This window comes from Acinetobacter sp. 3657 (assembly GCF_031456775.1).
Lineage (GTDB): Bacteria > Pseudomonadota > Gammaproteobacteria > Pseudomonadales > Moraxellaceae > Acinetobacter.
Genome location: NZ_JAVDVH010000005.1, coordinates 20,852 through 40,289, shown reverse-complemented (window position 1 = coordinate 40,289; position 19,438 = coordinate 20,852). Strand labels below are relative to the sequence as shown.

The window sequence follows — 19,438 nt, the reverse complement described above, 5'->3', positions numbered from 1 at the left end:
TCAATCAGCAATTGCAACGCTTTCCTGATCTTGCTTAATCTCAGAAAAAGTTTGAATAAATGCTTTTAAATCTTGGCTATACACAAAAGCAACCTGTGGATCTGGAAGCTGTGCTCCCAACATCAATCCAAAAACTTTTGCGACGTTTTGAGTGTGCCCAGCCATCGGTTGGCAATAAAGATAGTGATGCGGTTCAATTGGACTCTCTGCAAAAAACTGCGTTAGTTTTTTAACAACTTTGACATCGGAACCATCTTCAATCACCAAGACAAAAGGCGCCTCATCCTCATATTGTGGTAAATCATGAATATCTAGCTCATCAAAAATTTGCTTTAAATTATTTTGATTTGATACAAGCTTTAAGGTTTTTAAAGGTTGTAACTGTTCTACCTCAACCACCGCAGGTGCAACACAAAAACTGCTGACATATTCAGCAGGTATGTAGGCTTTTTTGCCCCACATTTTTTCATCGATAATTTCTTGATCAAGTTCAGAATCAGCTGCAATGATCAAGGAAATGTCGTGTGGCTGTTTTTGGATTCGATCAAACAACTCAACCACATACTGATCCACAGATGATCGGCTGACAAAATGATATTCGATATGAAACTTCTGTGGAATGATCCCTAAATCATAGAAAATGGCTTGAATACCGTCATTACTGCTTTGATCATTCCAAGTGTGAATCACATCCTCAGAAAGTATAATATGCAGGTTGAGCTTCTCTAACCGATAGACCTGCTCAATCTGTTTTAATTCAGTTTCCTCATCACTCGACACGGTCGGATCTATCCAAGCAGGATGCATACGGTACTCATGCAAATTCTGGCTTTCATAAAACAAACTAGAACGTTGTAAATGATCTGAGATAGCACTCAACATTTCATTATGCTGTTGAATTTGATGATGAATAAGTAACGTGATTCGCTGCTGTCGCATGCTGACAAATTGCATATCTAAAGCTGTATCTTCACTGAGCAACTGATCCAATGCCTCAATACGATAAGACAAAACTGGCGATCCATGCGCATCCGATAAATTACTATCCAACAACGGCCCCGCAAGCGTCTTGATGCCCTCAAGCGTTGAATCATTTTCACCTAAAGCACTGTATGCTCCTGCCGCATAAATGTTCAGTTCTAACCAAGTGCTTTTTTGGACTTCTTTTTGCTCAGTAGCTTCAATATTTTGACTTTGCTCAGTGGCTAAGGCTTGTTGCTTTTTATCTTTATACTTTTGAAAAGCCAGATATATCAACCACGGTAAAATCAAAACTGAGGTGATGATTAAAGGTAATATAAAGAAATAATGGATGAGATCGCCTGATTCTGGTTGATATTGGGTATCACGCCAAAAATAAATCACAACCAACCCGACCAAGATGAAACAAGTGATAAATATTGCGATAATCTTCTTGATCATTATGCCGCCCCTAACAGTGCATAACGCGTTTCGATGTTATGTTGTAATTGTGTGGATGGCATTAAAAACGCCCCTTGCCCTAAACCAATATTATGGGTCGAATTTAAACCCATTGGGCCAATTTCACTTTTATCCAAGATCAGTCGAACATCGATAAACAACGTTGGGCTACACCACGTTTGGATCAAATGCTTCAATTTTTTATTTAATGGTTGTTCGGGTAAAAAAGCCAAATACTGCTCTCGTTTTAATGGGCCAATTTGTATTTCAATCTTGCCATCGATTTGTTGTACCGTATCCCCACAAAAGGTATTCACCCCCAACAAGCTTGGATTTTTCCCACCCAAGCTGGTCTTCTGTTCGTCACCTAACTGGAATTTTTCTTTCACAAATTCCTGAATACAAACCTGCTCATTAAACACACAAGTTAATACCGTTTTTAATGCATGAGCAGTATTGTTCTGTCCTTGCATCAAGCCTGCAAATTCCGCAAAATATTCGTCTAAATTCTGCTGCTCATGTTGGGAACTAATATAACCATTTAAGGCATGCAGAATATCGAGGTAATGATTATCCTGTTCGATTTCATAACGGATCGGTAAATTGTAAGTCAGGCTTGCATCAACATACTTCGCGGTCAAAGTATGATTAAACAATCCCAAAAACTCTTTCGCTTCGAGTCTTTGCTGTCTCGAACTTTGTTTTAATTTATTGGTATAGGTATAAGGCAGCGTACCTTGTGTGCCTGTTAAACCCACAACAAGATTTGTCAAATAAATACGTTCATCTTGATAGCGTAACTCTTCAATTTCAGTGGCAGGAAAACTTAAACTAAATGATGTTTCAAACTTAAAATCTTCTGACCAATTTCGAGACACAGGTGCATGAGGCACATGCCGCAATAGCCGAGCTGACTGAATAAACTCAAAAGTGCCCGCCTTTTTAAAGAGCTGATCAACTACAGAAGCGTCTTGCCACCAACGTTCTGAACGCATTGGTATATCTCCTGTTGGTTAAGACTATCTTTAACAACCACATCAACAAAACTATTGATCTGAACTTTAAGATTAAAGATATGGCTGAGTAACTGGCTAAAAATATATAAGCTATGCCCTCTAAAGACGCTTCGATTCACACCTAACTCTACTTTCACTCCCCGAATAAACATCGGAAATGGTTTGGCATTGACCAATTTATTGGTCGTCGAAAAACTTAATGTTTTCAATGCGTCAATCAATAAAATATTTTCTTTGGAATGTGGCAAATTATATAAAGCTAACAATTCTTTGAGGTGGCTCAGCGCATCCCCTTTCATCAATGCCAAAGTATTCAATGACAAATGCGAAATAATTCGCCACTGTTCATTTTTATTTTTATCAAACTCAAAAGGAGACGTTGGACGTTTGAGAATCAAAGCACGTCGAGCCAAACTGCTATCATTTAGATTTAAAATATTGTTGCTTTGACCCAAAGCCTCATGCGCTAAATCACCATTTGAGCACAACAATTTAGTACTAATAAAATCAGATTTTATTTCATACGGTTTTAAATGCTTCGAAACAATTGAATATCCCATCTGCATGGTTTTGTTGGACGATGGAAAGTAATTCAATGCATAAAAAAACTGTACTTTATCGTTATGGTAATGGCTCATCGCAAAGAAAGGGAGCACAGGTAAATAGGTTTGTTCCTGATTGGTTTTTTCCCGCACCATATTCATTTCAATCACTGAATACACCTGATATAGCTCAGGATGATGCGCATCTGTCACCAGCGGATATTGCAATTGGGTATGGGCTATTTTTTGTGGTTCAGCCTGTTTTTCAAACAGATTAATTGCGGGTGTGGTAAATAATTTAAAATTTGCGATATTCAATTCTGAGTAATTACGCACCACAGCCTGATCATTTAGATTCAGTTTAAGATGAATCAAAATTTCAAAACTTGAATGTTGTTGTAGGATGCCTTTCAACTGACTTAAATCGAGATTGAGATAGTTAAATTTTTCAGGAAAACAAAAATATTCCATCAACAACCGATAAGCATGATGCGTATGTTGATCAACAGGAAGTAAACTTTCTTGCTCAGTGAAACCCATCACCAAAAATGGATTGGAAATCTCGACAATACGTGATCCAATCCGTACTGAAAAAGCTGTTTCTTTCTGAAAAATACTATCCAAGACTTGTAATGGAAAATTTGAGATCGCATCTAAATAAATTGGCAGTTTTTCATCAAGCACACAAGACTGAGCATCATTAAACACCTCAAACTTTAAACTCAAGGTTGCATTCTGATTCAGATGCATATGCGTACTGGGTGAAGTCTGAAAATCCAAATCCGTTAATGCGATAGGTAATAAACGAACTTCATTGCTGGTATTAAACTCACATTGCACGCCTTTAAAACTACGTGATCTTAATCCCGTTTTTTGAGGAATAATATGTGGTGATGTCAGTTGTTTAATTTTATTAATATCTTCAAAACTGACCACAGTACAGGCTGGAAAATGACGCAGATATTGAGGGAACATCACCTCAAATAACGAATAAGTAAATACGTCATAGCTGTCTGCTAATTTTTTATCGATTCGTGCCGCAATCAATGAAAAAGCCTGAATTAACCGCTCAATATGAGGGTCATCAATTTGTTCTTGGTTCAGTGATAATCGTTGAGCAATCTTTGGATACTTCTGCGCAAACTCTCTAGATTGTTGACCGAACTCTTGTAATTGTTTTTCATAATACGGTAAAAGTTGTTCTATCACAGTTCTCTCGCGCTAAGCTCTTGCAGAAATAACATATTGTTGTGTCGTCGGTTTTAATAAAGCATCAAAAAAAACGGGTTCATATAACGGATGGATATTTAAGTAAGCTTGAATGCTTAAACACAATGCTCCCATATTATGCCCATCTAACAACATCTCGACTTTAATCTGCCGCAACCTTGGCTCATGTGCCGCAATAGACTGCTCAATAGACTGACAAATCTTATCTCGATCCAACGGGTTTGCAGTTGAAAGTCCCACGAAATCAATGATCCCAAATTGCAAAATAGACTTTTTTGCGAGCGGATATTCATCCATATCAGTATCAAACTGCGCAATTCTGGTATTGAGTAGATCCTCCAAATCACAAGCAACCGACTCCCGTAATTGTTGAATCGACAATCCCCTTAAATAATCTTCGTGCTCGGGCAATAAGCGATCAAACAATGTTGACCTAAACCCATATGGATATAAATGATCTAAATTCATTTTTGATAAAACAGAAAGATAAGGGAAATAGAGGTTAATGAATCATTAACCTCTATGAAAAATCACGATTCTAATTATGCAGCGTAAGATGCTGTATTGTTAGAAAGTGACCATTTCTTAGTTACAGCACCTTTCGCAGTACCGTTAATATCTTGTTGGTTATATGTCCACTCAACAGCAGCATATTTCAAACCGAACTGTTCAGTTGGAACGCCTTCTTCATTTACAATCGGGGTTACGCTTGAAACTAAAACGTGCTTCAATTTGATTTGTAAGTACTTGATACGCTTATCACCGTTTGCACGATAAAAATCAATCTGTACTTCATCAAAAGTATAACCAGCAGAACATGCTTCCCAAAGTTTAGGACTAGTTGCATCCAAATCTTTAAGGAAAATCATATCTTCGTGCTCAACACGCTCAGCAGTATGCCCCCCAACACTACTTGAAGTCGCAGACTTAGGCTGACGGATTTTGTGAGACCAAGAGTTAACTTCTAGCCAACCTTTGTGCTCTGAATCGCGAGATTCTCCATCAACCTTGTATTTGCCACGAAACTCAACGTATATATCTTTCATTTAAAAATTACCTCTGTTTATTTAAAGTTATTTTAGGGTCTGTTGACACCTCAGCTATGTATTGAATCGTCTAAAAAACATCTTTAGTCGCAAACATTTGTGAAGTATCAACCTCCCCTTTTGGCTGATCTCATTTTTTAATTTGAGGACTGCGGTAGTTCAGTCACGAGTCGCAAAGAAACAGACAACTCATCCAGCTGGAAATGTGGTCTTAAAAAGACCACAGATTTGTAGTGACCTGGCTGTGCAGGATCTTCTACAACTTTTACTGATGCCTCACGAAGCGGATATTGTGCTTTCGCCTCTTGAGATGCACCATCATCAAGCAAAACATATTGTGAGAGCCATTCGTTCAAAAAGGCTTCAACATTGCCTGCTGATGCAAAGCTGCCCACTTTGTCACGCATCATTGCTTTTAAATAATGTGCGATACGTGAGACAGCCATGATGTACTGGATCTGACTTGAAAGTGCAGAGTTTGCGTTGGCAGTATCACTGTCATATTTCTTCGGTTTTTGTGCCGATTGCGCGCCAAAGAAAGCGGCATAGTCTGTATTTTTACAATGAACCAGTGGAATGAAACCGAGGTCACTGAGTTCTTTTTCTCGACGATCAGTGATCGCGATCTCTGTTGGACACTTAAATACAACTTCCCCATCGGAGGTTTTAAAAGTATGCACTGGCAAACCTTCAACTAAACCACCACCTTCTACACCACGAATCGCAGCACACCAACCATGTGCATCGAAAGCATTGGTTAAACGTGTACCAAAGGCATAAGCTGCATTCATCCACAAGTAATCATTGTGGTCTTCACCCGTTACCGCTTCGATGAAGTTAAAACCTTCCGTTGCTGTGCCTTCTTTCGGATGATAAGGCAAGCGCCCTAAAACATGCGGCATGGTGAGGGCAACATAACGTGAATCTTCGCTCTCACGGAAAGAACGCCATTGCACATATTCTGCGGTTTCAAAGATTTTTGAAACATCGCGTGGACGATCGATATCAGTGAATGATTCAAGACCTAAAATATTTGGACTCGCAGCAGAAATAAATGGCGCGTGGGCAGCCGCTGCAACATGCGAAACTTGCTCTAATAAATACATATCAGAAGGCGTGCGATCGAATTCAAAATCACCGATTAACGCAGCGTATGGCGCACCACCAAATGAGCCATATTCCTCTTCATAAATCTTTTTAAACAAAGTGCTTTGATCAAAGTCTGTTGCACCTTGGAAGTCCTTCACCAACTCTTTTTTGGTCGTATTTAACATACGAATTTTAATCATTGAGTGCGAAGGGGTTTCTTGACAGAAATAATAAAGTCCACGCCATGTCGATTCAATTTTCTGAAACTGTTCATGGTGCATGATTTCACTAAGTTGCTTTGAAATTAAAGCATCAATTTCGGCAATACGCTTATCAATCGATAAGGTCATATTTTCCGAAACTGTGATCGTCCCTGCCATCACTTCTTTGGCTAACTCACCAATCAAACTTTTAGCGCGAACATGCTCGTCATCATTACGCGCAATACGACTTTGCTCTACGATCGAATCAAGCAAATTTGCTGATTCAGCTTCTACATTTGATGCAGTTGCAGCTTGTAAATTACTCATTTTCCGCCTCCGCGCTCAGTTGGCGTACTTGATCTGTATTTTTTAGCACGTCATCCAATAAATCTTCCAAACGTTCACTATTCGAAATCTTATTTCGAAGATCAGTTAAACGTTCACGTGCTGCAACCAATTTACGCAAAGGATCAACCTGTTGTACAACTTGCTCAGGTCTAAAATCTTCCATTGAATTAAAAGTTAAGTCGACAGACATACGTCCGCCCTCTTCAGTCAATGTATTCTCAACTTGAAATGCCGCTCTCGGTGCTAAAGACTCCATCACTTCATCAATATTGTCCAAATCAACATTGATGAATTTCTTGTCTTTTAATTTGGTCTTTTCAAGCTCTGAAGCAGCAGAAAAGTCGCCCATCACCCCAACGACAAAAGGCAATTCTTTAGACTCTCTACCATCACCCACTTCGACATCGTAAGTGAGCTGCACACGAGGAGGACGAATACGTTGCAATTTTTTCTGTACGCTTTCTCTTTTTGCCATAACTCTATACCCTTGATTATTTTTTCAACGAAGCGAATGGATTCGTACCTGTCGGTCGAACAGCACTTGGTGTTGTGGTTGTCGGACGACTTGCTGGTGCAGCAGTCTGTGTGGTGTTACGCGGTGCAGAAGTGGTTCGTGCTTTAGGTTGACTTACTACACGTCGATTCGCGGTGCTCGTACTTCGAGCTTCTTTTTTAGGTGCTTCCTCTACAACCTTGGTCGTAATCACAGGCGCAGGTAATGCGGTACGAATATTCTCGCTAAGCTGTTTAGCAGGTGGATAAGTTAAATCTGTACTGAGATAACGCATTTCATCGGTTCGCATGTGTTGTAATGCATTATTTGCAATATCAACACCCGCCAAGAAAGTGACATCAGTCAACGTCGCGCCTTGAATATTTTTTTGTTGCAATTCATTTGCCAACGTCAAAGCATTCATGGGTTGTTTCAGCTCATACATTCGCATCGCTGCTTGAGCCAATAAATCATTGACTTGACTAGCATTCGATTTATCACAAACCTGCTGATAAATTTTCAATAGTGCTTGATCGGTTTGACCCGCGACCAACGGGTTTTGTTTAATACATTTTCTTTTTAACTTAACGGGTTTTATTTTTTGATCAGTCAGCTCAACCTCCTGATCAACATTTTTTATTTCTTGATCATCTGCGTAAGCCAAACTACCCATAACCATACAAATAATTGATACTACAATACCTTTTTTCAAAATATGCCTCATAATTATTTAACTTATATAATTGAAGAGCTGACAATTATTGTTTAAAAAACCCTCTTACTCTTCAATTTCGTGCAGCTAGAACATTGTGGCGAATTTAACAAAAAAAACACATAGAAAGTCAATACTATTTACGTTTTCTAACATTATTAAATTATTTTAATTATATTACTAAATGTTTTTTTAAGAATTAGTACTCACTTTCTATTTAAAATTAATATCATTTGTTGTAGAATAATCTGTACACTCAGATAGAGTAAAGCTAAGTTTTTGATTTTATTCAGAAAATATATTTTAGATATAACAACAATATCAAGTCTGAACTTACTTAGCGGGGCTTGATATTCAAAATTATTGTGAGTAATAAATGAGTAATTTAAAGGTTTTAATTACAAAACTATCACCTCCTACTCGTGCTGCATTAGAAAAATCTGCCAATTACTGCATTAATCAATTGAATTATGAGATTGAGATTGAGCATTTATTTGTAGAGTTATTAAATCAAAGTCCAGTGAATGATTTACTTATTTTATTACAAAAAAATAATATTTCCGCAGAAGCTTTAACTCAGGATTTAAAAGAAACAATTGCCTCTTTACCCAAAGGCAATACTCGTACTCCGATATTTGCAAAATCAATCGTTAAGCTATTTGAACAAGCATGGTTATTAGCTTCTGCTGAGCAAACACCGTTGATTCGCAGTAGCCATTTAATTATTGCGCTGCTCACGGCACCTGATTTACAGCAAATTGCCTTCAGAGCATCGAGCTTATTTGAGCTATTCCCGATCGATACCATGAAACATAAGTTTTTGGATATTTGTGGTCGAAGTAGTGAACAAGCTCAAATTAAAGCGCCAACAGCATCAACCGAAGCACCAAAAGAAAAGACGGCAACGATCATCAAAACACCTGCATTAGATCAATACACCATCAACCTCACTGCAAAAGCACAGAATGGACAGATTGATCCTGTTATTGGGCGAGAGTTTGAAATCCGATTAATGCTCGACATCTTGATGCGTCGTCGGCAGAACAATCCGATTCTGACAGGTGAGCCTGGTGTAGGTAAAACGGCGGTTGTTGAAGGTCTCGCATTAAAAATATCGCAGGGCTTAGTCCCAGAAGCATTGAGAAATGTACAACTGCACGTATTAGATATGGGGCTATTACAAGCGGGCGCGAGTGTTAAAGGTGAGTTTGAAAATCGCTTAAAACAAGTCATTCAAGAAGTTCAGGCTTCCACTCACCCGATTATTTTATTTATTGATGAAGCACATACTCTGATCGGTGCTGGCGGCCAAGCTGGACAAAATGACGCAGCCAATCTACTCAAGCCAGCCTTGGCACGTGGTGAGTTAAGAACCATCGCCGCAACAACATGGGCAGAATACAAACAGTATTTTGAGAAAGATGCAGCCCTAAGTCGCCGCTTTCAAGTGGTAAAAGTAGAAGAGCCGACTGAAGAGGTCGCTATCGATATGCTGCGTGCCATGATTCCTGTCATGCAAAATCATTTCAACCTACATATTGATGATCAAGCGATTGTCACTGCTGTTCATGCCTCTCATCGCTATATCAGTGGACGTCAGCTTCCAGACAAAGCGATTAGCGTGTTAGATACCGCTGCGGCTCGTGTGGCATTAACTCAAAATGCCCAACCAGTAATCCTTGACCAGTTCAAAGCTCAACAACACAATCTAAAATTAGAACAACAAATTTTAACGCAAGAACATCAGCAGTTCCCGATCCATCACGAACGTTTAGAGCTGCTTAACCAAGAGCTTTCGACTTTAGAAAATGAAATACAAGAGATTGAAGCGCGATGGCAACAAGAGCTTGCCTTGGTGAAACAGATCCAACAGTTAAACGCCCAAGATGAACATAGCGAAACCAAAGATCAGATCGCCGCGTTAAGAACAGACTTAACCCAGCTTCAAGGACAAAGTCCTTTGGTGTTTGAACGTGTCACGCCTCGAATTATTAACGAAATTATCTCTGACTGGACAGGTATCCCTGTTGGAAATATGGTCAATGATGAAATTAAGCAAATTTTAACGCTTGAAGATAAATTGGCTGAGCGCGTCATGGGTCAGGATTATGCACTAACCCAATTGGTGCAAGGCATTAAGACCTCTAAAGCCAAATTAGAAGATCCAAATAAACCCCAAGGTGTGTTTATGTTGGTCGGGCCAAGTGGTGTCGGGAAGACCGAAACTGCATTGGCTTTAGCCAATGAGCTGTATGGTGGTGAACAACACTTAATCACCATTAACATGTCTGAATATCAAGAAGCGCATACGGTTTCCTCTTTAAAAGGCGCACCTCCAGGCTATGTTGGCTATGGTCAAGGTGGTGTACTGACTGAAGCAGTACGTCGTAATCCATATAGTGTTGTGTTATTGGATGAAATCGAGAAAGCGCATAGTGATGTACAAGAGCTTTTCTACCAAGTTTTTGATAAAGGAACTTTAGAAGATGGTGAAGGTCGTCTAATTGACTTTAAAAATACGACCATCTTGCTCACTTCAAATACTGGATCAAGTGCGATTATGCAGGCTTGCTTAAACCAACCTGTTGAAGAATGGCCAAATCCTGAGGATTTGCTGGAACATTTAAAACCAAGTTTATATAAACAGTTTAAGCCTGCATTTATTGGTCGTATGCGGATCGTTCCTTATTTCCCATTGCATGATGAATTACTGGTCAGAATCATTAAACATAAACTGGGTAAAATTGTTTCTAGAATTGAGAAGCAATATGCCACTAAAGTTCAGTATTCTGAAGAACTCGTCGAACTACTATTGAACCGCTGTACTGAAGTTGATAGTGGTGCACGAAATGTGGACAATATTCTAAACTCGACGGTATTACCTTCACTTGCTACTGAAATTCTTGTTGCTTTAGCTGAGCATAAATTACCGAAACTTATCGTTATTGACGTCAAAGATGAAGATATTAGCTACCAATTAGATCCTATTGAAAAAGGACCTAAAAAGCGTGCGAGTAGAAAAGCAAAAGCTGACGTTTAAGATTATTGAGATTGAGCCCCAATTGTTATGAATATGGACATATCCCCATTACTTACACCAATTCATGAGCAATCGCCTTGTGGTGATGATTACTCTTTTTCCAATGAGTTTCACACCATCAAAAAAGCGAGAACGCAAGATGATGTTTTGCTTGATCAAGGGGATTGGGTTACTGAACCTAAGCAAGCTGATTGGGATTTTGTTGCATCTACATCTATTGATTTGCTGCAATCTAAAAGTAAAGACATTCGCTTGCTGACGTGGCTTTCTGAGGCTTGGGCAAATCTTTACGGTTTTTCAGGGATTGCCAAAAGCCTAGAATTAAGCCATCGCTTACTTGAGCAATACTGGCTGACGATCCACCCAGAAGTCGAAGATGATGATCTTGATCAACGGATTGGTTTATTGCAGGGGCTCATTAATCAGTTACCGTTACTGATTAAAAAAGTTTCGTTAGTTGATCACTCCCCTTTTTATCATTTGCTTGATTATGACAATTTTCTCTACCATGAAAATATTCGTCGCAAGCAAAGTGATGAATATGACAGTACGAATAACAGCACTGAATTAGAGCAATTTGAACAGGCTTTATTGAATACAGATAAAAACTTTCAATATCTAAACTACCAACATTTTAATGAAATCCTCCAGCAATGGTCTGTACTTAAAAATGTTTTGGATGGCTTATTAGGCTTAGATTCACCAAGTTTTGCAGCGATTGACTCAAATTTAGATACGATTCATATCAGTCTAAAAAAGATCTATAAAACCGATCATTTTGAACAATCTACCCAACAAAGCGCCACCCAAGTCGAAACCCCAAGTACACCGACAACTCAACCAGTTACGGCTCAGGTTCCAATGACCCACAATCAACTGTCCTTTCAACCACAAGTTCAATCGCATGTTGAAAATCGTGAACAAGCCATGCAAGTACTGCAAGAGATTGCCACTTACTTTCAAAAAAATGAACCACACAGCCCAGTGAGTTATATGCTGCAAAAAACAATTAAATGGAGTCAAATGCCACTACATGAATGGTTGGGTCAAGTTATTAAAGATGAGCATCCCTTACAAATGGTGCAAGACATGCTCGGCGTTCAGCCAAAGAATGAATACGAATAATTACTGGTAAATTGATATGTTTAAAGCAGAAAAAATTCTTTGGGGCGAAGGCTTATTTTTACGTCCACAGCATTTCCAGATCCAAGATACCTATCACGAGCAGCGTTTAAACCATACCATTCGCGCGTTAGTTCCTTATGCTTATGGTGTACAAAAACTCAAGTTTGATCAGGTGCAACTTTCAACCCATATTTTGGCGTTAGAAGAAGTCGAAATCATCTGGCAAGATGGAGAGATTTATAATGCTCCTGCGCAAGACCTACTCCCTGAACCATTGCTGTTGGATGATATCAATCTAAAAGGTGAAATGGTTGTTTATCTTGCTTTACCTATTTTACAAGCCAACAAGAAAAATATTTCGGATGGAGATCACTCGCTTTCCAGTCGTTATCATAATTATTTAGCTGAAACGCACGATTTATTTACCGATGCGAGCCCAGCCGATCTCAGCTTATTGCGTCGTCGCGCAGAATTTAAACTACTAGAACAACATATTCAACCAAGTCAAAACCTAGATGGTTTTTTATATCTCGCTGTTGGTAAATTAAAACGCCAAAGTTCAGGTTCTTTTGAGTTGGATCAGAAGTTTATCCCACCCATTTTGCACATTGCAGCGTCAGAAGCTTTAACCAGCAACTTAAAACGAACCCTCAATGTCATTAAAGCAAAGATCAAAACCATTCAAAGCAGCAACCGAGAAAATGAACAAAAACTGATTGAGTTCCGCTCTGGAGATATTGTCTCATTTTGGCTAATTAATGCATTAAACACGTCTTATGCAGGCTTGAATCATTTATTACAGTATCCACTGATTCACCCTGAGCGTTTATTTTCCGAACTTTTACGTTTAACTGGATCATTACTGACCTTTTCGACCAATTATGACGTAGATCATTTGCCACATTACAAACATCATCAACTTCAAGAAAGCTTCCAACAGCTGGATGTGATCTTAAGAGACTTATTAGATACCATTATTTCAAACCGCTACTTCAATATTAACTTGAAAGAAATTCGACCGTCTTATTGGGTTGGTAGTCTTGAGTCAGATAAAATCACCCGTGATACTCGTCTGTATATTGCCGTTTCAAGTAGCGTGATGCAAACGCATGAACTCATTCAGATCGTGCCATTGCGATTTAAAGTGGGTAGCACCATTGATGTTGAGCGACGTGTTGTGGCTGCTTTACCCGCCGTGCCACTGCACCATTTAATGCAAGTTCCAACAGCGATCCCAGTTCGTTCAGGTGTAAGTTACTTTGAGATTGAACCGCATCACGAGTTATATCAACAGATGCTTGAATCAGAAACCATTTGTGTCTATGTACCTGCTGGTTTTCAAGATATCACGATTGAACTTATTGCCGTAATGAATACCTAAGAGAACAATGATGACTCAACATCCGACGGGCATACCCTCTTTATTTGATGATGGAAAAATTGGTTCAGGTTTACCTGCATCAAATCTCCCGCAAAATAAATCTCAAACGACAAATTTGATAGATCTGCTGCATGACGGATTCTATTTGGTTTTTTTAATTCGTAATCGTTATATTCCCTCAAATCCCAGCGATTTCCGTAACAAAATTCTAGATTTATTAAATCGTTTTGAGCAACAAGCGAAACGACTTCAATTTTCGAGTGACGATATTCATGATGCTAAATATGCATTTTGCGCCTTAATCGATGAAACCATCGCCACTCAACAAGATGCTGCATACTTCAACTTGCAAAATACATGGTTGGTTAGCCCTCTGCAACTCAGCTTGTTTGGTTCACAATTAGCAGGTTATCGTTTTTTTGAAATTTTGGAACAACTACGTAGTCGTGGTAAAGATCGCTTAGCTGCACTCGAGATTTTTCATTATTGTTTACTTTTAGGTTTTCAAGGGAAATATAGACTTGAATCCGTTGAAAGTTTAAATCATCTGGTCGCCCGTGTCGGCGATGAAATTGATTATCTGAAAGGTAAAAAAGCGGCTTTTTCCCCTTTTGCAGCGATCCCCGATCAAATTAAACATATTATCCATCATGAACTGCCATTCTTTTGGATCTTAATATTTTTATTGATGTTTGCTGCGCTGACTTTTGCAGGGCTAAAATTTATGTTATCCCAACAAAACCAGAGTGCTTTATCTCCTTATCAAAATGTGATTTCAGCACCCGCAGAAGAAGCACATATTACAATCCATTTACCTTAGTTGATGCAGCATGATTCAGGAAAAACCTACCTCATTACGCATATTACAGACGAATAAAAAAAAGACTTTATCTCCTGTAATTTATTTATTCATCGGATTTCTATCAGGAATCATCTTTAGTTTATTGATATTTTTCATGTTTTTTAAAGCCCAGTCGCACCAAGAACTAAATGAGACTGAACAGGCAGAAGTGTTGTTGCCGCCCCCAACAAGTACGCAACAAGATTCTCAAAGCACTCACGTGATCGAGTTTACTGCTCAAGAAAGCACTGAATCTGACGAAGATAGTAATTTTACTCAACCACAAAGTAGTGAGTTAAATAAATTTTTCCAGCATGCCGCGCCGCCTCCAGTAAATTCAGGACAACAAACCTCGCCTTTCCCAATTGGACATAATGCGGGAAAAACAGCACAACCAAAGACTCCACAGCTCAGCAATAATAAAAATGGGCAAACACCTGTGAGTGACAAAGTAAATAAAATAACGACTCAACCAGCCAAAACCAATGCAGCAAAGGAGGTCGAGGTTGAAGCCGAAGCACCAGAGGCAACGGTACAAATCAATGTGACTCAACGGCCCTTTTCTGTAAATGAACTGAAATAACCAATGATTTGGTTTATTTCCTTCTGTTTTATTTTGGTCGCTGTGACACTGACGTTGTTAATGTCTTATGAGTTACGCACTAAATGTTCACAATTATTACAGTCACTACTTCCCAGTAGCAGAAAGAAAATCGTCAATGCGATGCAGTTTGCAGAAAACATGCATCAAGCCGCTGCGCCTGAAAAAATCCAATCACACTGGCATCTACAACAGTGGTGGATTTTAATTGCAGGTTTCTTTTTATTTGCCAGTATTCTGATCTTTGCTTTCACACGTCCAATTAATTCAACCCGTATCGAAGCCGTATATTTAAAAGAAACAGACCCTCAGGTTTATGCTTTATTGAATGGTGAAATACTCAGCCCACCGCCAGAAGTCGATGTCACCCTAATTCATGATGCACTCATCGAAGCAACACGTATTGAACAAGAATACCTCGCTCAGCACAGCGGTTCGGTTGATGCATCGCAGATAGAAGTACCCATCACTCATTCCCACGGTGCTTTGGATAGCCGCATGGTTGACCGTAAATGGGATAAGATGAATCCTCGTTATAAGCAGCGCTTACTCATGGTCTTTAAGATTATGAAGGAACAATATGGATATGAGCTGGTGTTACTGGAAGGTTATCGTAGCCCCGAACGTCAGAATATGTTGGCAGGAAATCCAAATACAACACGCGCTAGAAGTTATCAAAGCTACCATCAATTTGGACTGGCTGCCGATGTAGCGTTTAAACGAAATGGTAAAGTGGTCATCACTGAACGCGACCCATGGGCGATGAGAGGCTATGAACTATATGGCCAAGTTGCTGAATCAGTTGGTTTAACTTGGGGTGGTCGTTGGAAGTCCATTAAAGACTTCGGTCATACTGAATATCGCATGCCCGGCTTGAAGAAAACCAGAGAAATGGCGGAAATGCTCACCTCTGAAGGTCAGGTCAATAGCAATATTTCTTAATATGAATATCCATTTTCACAAAAACCTTTAAATCAGATAAAGGACTAAATTTTTATAAAAAATAGTGATGGCACAAATTTAAATATTCAACTCGTTAAAGATAAAATCATTATAGAAAATAAAGCATTTTCCTCAAAATATTACGTATATGTTAATTCGCACTTCTAATTAACACTTCAAACAATAAACTCCAGCCATCTATTAAAAGAAAGAGTAATAGTTTAATTGGTAATGAAATTGTAATGGGTGGAACCATTATCATGCCTAATGACATTAATATAGAAGCCACAATAATATCAATTACCAAAAAAGGTAATAAAATTATAAAACCAATTTGAAAAGCTACTTTGAGCTCACTTAACATGAATGCAGGTATCAACTTAATTGCAGAAATACTTGAACTATCCAACGGTAAAGGAGTTTTCGATAATTCATAGATCAATCTAATATCAGATTGATGTGTCTGCGTTATCATAAAAGCTTTTAATGGTTCCCATGCTTTTATAAAAAAATCCTGTATAGTTATTTTATTTTCTAAATATGGCTGAAATGCAATTTGATTAATGACTTCAAAGGTTGGTCCCATGACAATCATTACTAAGAAAAAAGAGAGTAAAATTAAAACTATATTTGGAGGAGTTTGTTGTAAACCTAATGCTTGTCGCATGATAGATAGAACTATTACATTTCTTACAAAGGTAGTAGTCGCTATAAGAATTAAAGGTATTAAACTTAATATTGTTAAAGAAATAAATGTCGAAGTTGGATTCAACGTATTTATTATATCGCCTTGTTTAGCCCCCATTTCAGCAAAACATTCAAAGCTGATGCATATACCAAGTAATGCTATCAATACTTTAATTAATACTCTATAGTTCATTAAAACCTTCTTGCTTACCAGATACATTATCAGTACTTTTACGTAAATGTGTAATAGAAATATTCTGGTTTGACTCAACAATCATTAGTTCATAATCATCTCTATCAAGAATGTATAAGCTTGTTCTAGAAGATAATTTAATTTTTTTGTATAGCGCCGTATCTTTGGACTGCTGTGAAAATTTAGAACTAAGATTTTTCTTCAAAAAAAATAGTATAAAATACGCCGCCGTTAGTAAAACTAAAGCAACTCCAATAGTATAAAATATATACCCAGAAGAGATCAGCTCATTTTGTTTAAAATCCATATTAGAAACTTTCAATTTAGTTTTATGACTTGAAAACCTAGAACATCATCAACAGCAACTAATTTACCATATCCCAGTAAACGATCTTTTAAATATAGTTTCATAGGCTCATCAACTAATTGACTTAGTTTAACAAGACTTCCCTGCTTTAATTTTAATAATTCACCAATTGTAATTTTAGCTGAACCAATTTCTACAGTAAGTTCAACTTCGACTTGATCTACTATTGCGAGCTTATCTATTAGATCATCACTATTACTATCTGAAATATCAGATAGGTCTGGTAAATTTATTTCATTAATTTGGGTAGTCACTTTTTAATCTCATTATTAGAGGTTAGTAAAATTGCTCTTTGAGCATCTTTTTGGCCTAAGGAACCTAATGCAATTTCATCGCCATTACAAACGATACTAAAAAATTCCGTAATATGATGGTTGGACTTAATTATATCACCAACCTGTATATCCATAAAATCTGATATTGACAACTTATCTAGAACAAATTTCGCTTCTAAAGCTACAATCTCATCATCAAATGACGCAATAGATATAGGGGTGCTGCTAGATAGATCATACATCTGTTCATTATTTAATATATTAGAATCTAACAACAATCTAAATCTCTCATGACCAACTAGTATATTAGCAACAACTGGCATGCCCTCAAAATCAACATCCTTAATATTAACTAGCTTATTACCAACATAATTCTTACCACAAATATTGAAAATTTTTAATAAAATATCTCTTCTAGAATTCTCAATTAAAAATAGACTTATAGTATCATTAGGAATCAATTTCTCTATATTTTTAAATAGTAATTTCACCCAAATATCAACACTATTTGTTAAAAAACCTAATTTATCGCTACCATCAAGACAATAAAAACCATCCTGATCAATTAATCCATCATCGACTAAAGAATACTGTTGCTCCAATTCCACAAAAATAGGAGCATTATAATTTATCCACTCTGTGCACCAACTTTCAATTGATTCACGAATAATTTCTTCTAATCTTTTTTTTTCATGTTGAGTAAGAAAACCAATATGATATTTCATCTATTAACCGCCACGAGAAGAATTATAAAGCTGCTCTAACATCTCATTTGCTACATTCATTACACGTGAACTAGCTTGATATCCTCTTTGAATAATTAGGATATTACCAAATTCTTGAGCTAAATCTATATTGGCCAGCTCAATATACCCCCCTTGAATTTTACCGAAATATTCTAAATCAGGTTTGCTATAATTTACTTTTACGTTTTCAGGTTTATGAAAGAAAGCATTTTGATCTTGAATAAGCTTAGTTTCATCCGAAAAGCTAGCCAAACCAAGAGCCTGACTAGTTTTCTTTTTTTGCCCATTATTATAACTTATTTCAAGAATCCCATCTTGGCCAAAATTATATCCAACAATCCCTGCTCTAGGTCCACCATCTGTTGCATTGGCCTGCACACTACTATTACCTACAGAGACAACACTAACTCCACCTATATCAAGTTTTAAATTTTGCTTTCCTTCATCAAAATTTAATTCAATATCTAAAAACTGTTCTAAGACTGTACCAGCTAATGTAAAATTAATTACACCTGTATTCAGTATCTTATTTTTTTCATCCGTTATCGTATACGACCATTTACTACCCACAGTAGTATTATCTGATTGTTTTTCAAAACTGATTGATAAACTCTTTAATGAACCAGTAGAGTCGTAAATATTCACGTTATTTAGCTTATAAGGAGTTGTTTCTGCTGTACTTAATATTCCATTAACATCTAATACTGTTGTTTGTGCTGGAGGTAAAGACTCATAATTATTTATATTGATAGCTACCAATTTGTTCCCATTAAAGCCCATGACATTATACATACCTGACTGATCAACAAGAAAACCTTCCTCATTGAATTTAAACTGACCTGCACGAGTGTAAAATATTTCTTTTTTTGAATCTTTAAGAATAAAATACCCCTTACCGTTAATAAATAAATCAGTTTGATTACCAGTTTGTTTTGAATCACCATTTTTTGAACGTGTTCCAGTACCTTGATAACTTACACCAAGCCCCATACCATTATTACTTTCCACATCTTTTAAAAAACTATCTTTCCCTTTATAGCCAGGCGTATTCATATTACTAATATTTTGTGATACATTATTTAGCTGAGTAGAAAATGCTATCAAACCACTAACACCATTAAAATGTGCCTGCGTCATTT

19 protein-coding genes are annotated in these 19,438 nt (G+C 37.6%); 6 read left to right on the top strand and 13 right to left on the bottom strand.

The window, feature by feature from the left end; all coding sequences use genetic code 11:
• The 8 genes from J2Y37_RS07320 to J2Y37_RS07285 all read right to left on the bottom strand — a co-directional run bounded on the left by J2Y37_RS07320 (position 1) and on the right by J2Y37_RS07285 (position 8,101).
• The gene (locus J2Y37_RS07320; protein WP_349032396.1) at positions 1-1,422 is read right to left on the bottom strand and encodes a hypothetical protein; all 1,422 of its coding nucleotides are present in this window, start codon (positions 1,420-1,422) and stop codon (positions 1-3) included.
• A complete protein-coding gene (gene tssG / locus J2Y37_RS07315) occupies positions 1,422-2,417 on the bottom strand; it encodes a type VI secretion system baseplate subunit TssG (protein ID WP_241322952.1) in 996 nt (331 codons plus the stop codon). Before tssG ends, J2Y37_RS07320 begins: the two co-directional genes overlap by 1 nt.
• Positions 2,381-4,189: a type VI secretion system baseplate subunit TssF gene (gene tssF / locus J2Y37_RS07310; RefSeq protein WP_349032395.1), complete on the bottom strand. Its 1,809-nt coding sequence runs from the start codon at positions 4,187-4,189 to the stop codon at positions 2,381-2,383. The genes tssG and tssF overlap by 37 nt, the downstream gene beginning before the upstream one ends.
• A 12-nt stretch (positions 4,190-4,201) precedes the next feature.
• Positions 4,202-4,678: a type VI secretion system baseplate subunit TssE gene (tssE, locus tag J2Y37_RS07305; protein WP_349032394.1), complete on the bottom strand. Its 477-nt coding sequence runs from the start codon at positions 4,676-4,678 to the stop codon at positions 4,202-4,204.
• Positions 4,679-4,752: 74 nt separating this feature from the next.
• Positions 4,753-5,256, bottom strand: a complete 504-nt coding sequence (locus J2Y37_RS07300; RefSeq protein WP_005195657.1) for a type VI secretion system tube protein Hcp — start codon at positions 5,254-5,256, stop codon at positions 4,753-4,755.
• Between the two features lie 137 nt (positions 5,257-5,393).
• Entirely contained in the window at positions 5,394-6,875 is a 1,482-nt protein-coding gene (gene tssC / locus J2Y37_RS07295) for a type VI secretion system contractile sheath large subunit (RefSeq protein ID WP_005195655.1), read from the bottom strand.
• Positions 6,868-7,371, bottom strand: a complete 504-nt coding sequence (gene tssB, locus J2Y37_RS07290; RefSeq protein ID WP_005195653.1) for a type VI secretion system contractile sheath small subunit — start codon at positions 7,369-7,371, stop codon at positions 6,868-6,870. The genes tssC and tssB overlap by 8 nt, the downstream gene beginning before the upstream one ends.
• Before the next feature lie 16 nt (positions 7,372-7,387).
• Positions 7,388-8,101, bottom strand: coding sequence for a hypothetical protein (locus J2Y37_RS07285; RefSeq protein WP_034594941.1), 714 nt, complete (start codon positions 8,099-8,101; stop codon positions 7,388-7,390).
• Between the two features lie 376 nt (positions 8,102-8,477).
• Here J2Y37_RS07285 and tssH point away from each other — a divergent pair, with 376 nt between their 5' ends.
• From tssH to J2Y37_RS07255, 6 genes are all read left to right on the top strand, one after another.
• Positions 8,478-11,141: a type VI secretion system ATPase TssH gene (gene tssH, locus J2Y37_RS07280; RefSeq protein ID WP_349032393.1), complete on the top strand. Its 2,664-nt coding sequence runs from the start codon at positions 8,478-8,480 to the stop codon at positions 11,139-11,141.
• A gap of 27 nt (positions 11,142-11,168) precedes the next feature.
• Positions 11,169-12,266 (top strand): type VI secretion system protein TssA, encoded by a 1,098-nt coding sequence (gene tssA, locus J2Y37_RS07275; protein ID WP_349032392.1) that lies wholly within the window; start codon positions 11,169-11,171, stop codon positions 12,264-12,266.
• A 16-nt stretch (positions 12,267-12,282) separates the two neighbouring features.
• The gene (tssK, locus tag J2Y37_RS07270; RefSeq protein WP_005195646.1) at positions 12,283-13,647 is read left to right on the top strand and encodes a type VI secretion system baseplate subunit TssK; all 1,365 of its coding nucleotides are present in this window, start codon (positions 12,283-12,285) and stop codon (positions 13,645-13,647) included.
• A 7-nt stretch (positions 13,648-13,654) separates the two neighbouring features.
• Positions 13,655-14,467, top strand: coding sequence for a type IVB secretion system protein IcmH/DotU (icmH, locus tag J2Y37_RS07265; RefSeq protein WP_349032391.1), 813 nt, complete (start codon positions 13,655-13,657; stop codon positions 14,465-14,467).
• A 136-nt stretch (positions 14,468-14,603) separates the two neighbouring features.
• A complete protein-coding gene (locus J2Y37_RS07260; RefSeq protein WP_349032390.1) occupies positions 14,604-15,071 on the top strand; it encodes a hypothetical protein in 468 nt (155 codons plus the stop codon).
• A 3-nt stretch (positions 15,072-15,074) separates the two neighbouring features.
• Positions 15,075-16,031, top strand: a complete 957-nt coding sequence (locus tag J2Y37_RS07255; RefSeq protein WP_349032389.1) for a M15 family metallopeptidase — start codon at positions 15,075-15,077, stop codon at positions 16,029-16,031.
• A gap of 151 nt (positions 16,032-16,182) precedes the next feature.
• Here the strand turns inward: J2Y37_RS07255 and fliP are convergent, their stop codons facing one another.
• From fliP to J2Y37_RS07230, 5 genes are read right to left on the bottom strand one after another with little or no spacing between them, the layout of a single operon-like run.
• Positions 16,183-16,911 (bottom strand): flagellar type III secretion system pore protein FliP, encoded by a 729-nt coding sequence (fliP, locus tag J2Y37_RS07250; RefSeq protein ID WP_349032388.1) that lies wholly within the window; start codon positions 16,909-16,911, stop codon positions 16,183-16,185.
• A complete protein-coding gene (locus J2Y37_RS07245) occupies positions 16,901-17,218 on the bottom strand; it encodes a hypothetical protein (RefSeq protein WP_349032387.1) in 318 nt (105 codons plus the stop codon). The genes fliP and J2Y37_RS07245 overlap by 11 nt, the downstream gene beginning before the upstream one ends.
• Before the next feature lie 11 nt (positions 17,219-17,229).
• Positions 17,230-17,532: a FliM/FliN family flagellar motor switch protein gene (locus tag J2Y37_RS07240; protein ID WP_349032386.1), complete on the bottom strand. Its 303-nt coding sequence runs from the start codon at positions 17,530-17,532 to the stop codon at positions 17,230-17,232.
• Complete coding sequence (locus J2Y37_RS07235) at positions 17,529-18,278, bottom strand: FliM/FliN family flagellar motor C-terminal domain-containing protein (RefSeq protein WP_349032385.1); 750 nt, start codon at positions 18,276-18,278, stop codon at positions 17,529-17,531. The genes J2Y37_RS07240 and J2Y37_RS07235 overlap by 4 nt, the downstream gene beginning before the upstream one ends.
• Before the next feature lie 3 nt (positions 18,279-18,281).
• On the bottom strand, positions 18,282-19,436 hold the full coding sequence (locus J2Y37_RS07230; RefSeq protein WP_349032384.1) for a flagellar hook-basal body complex protein: 1,155 nt from the start codon (positions 19,434-19,436) through the stop codon (positions 18,282-18,284).
• Between the last annotated feature and the right edge of the window lie 2 nt (positions 19,437-19,438).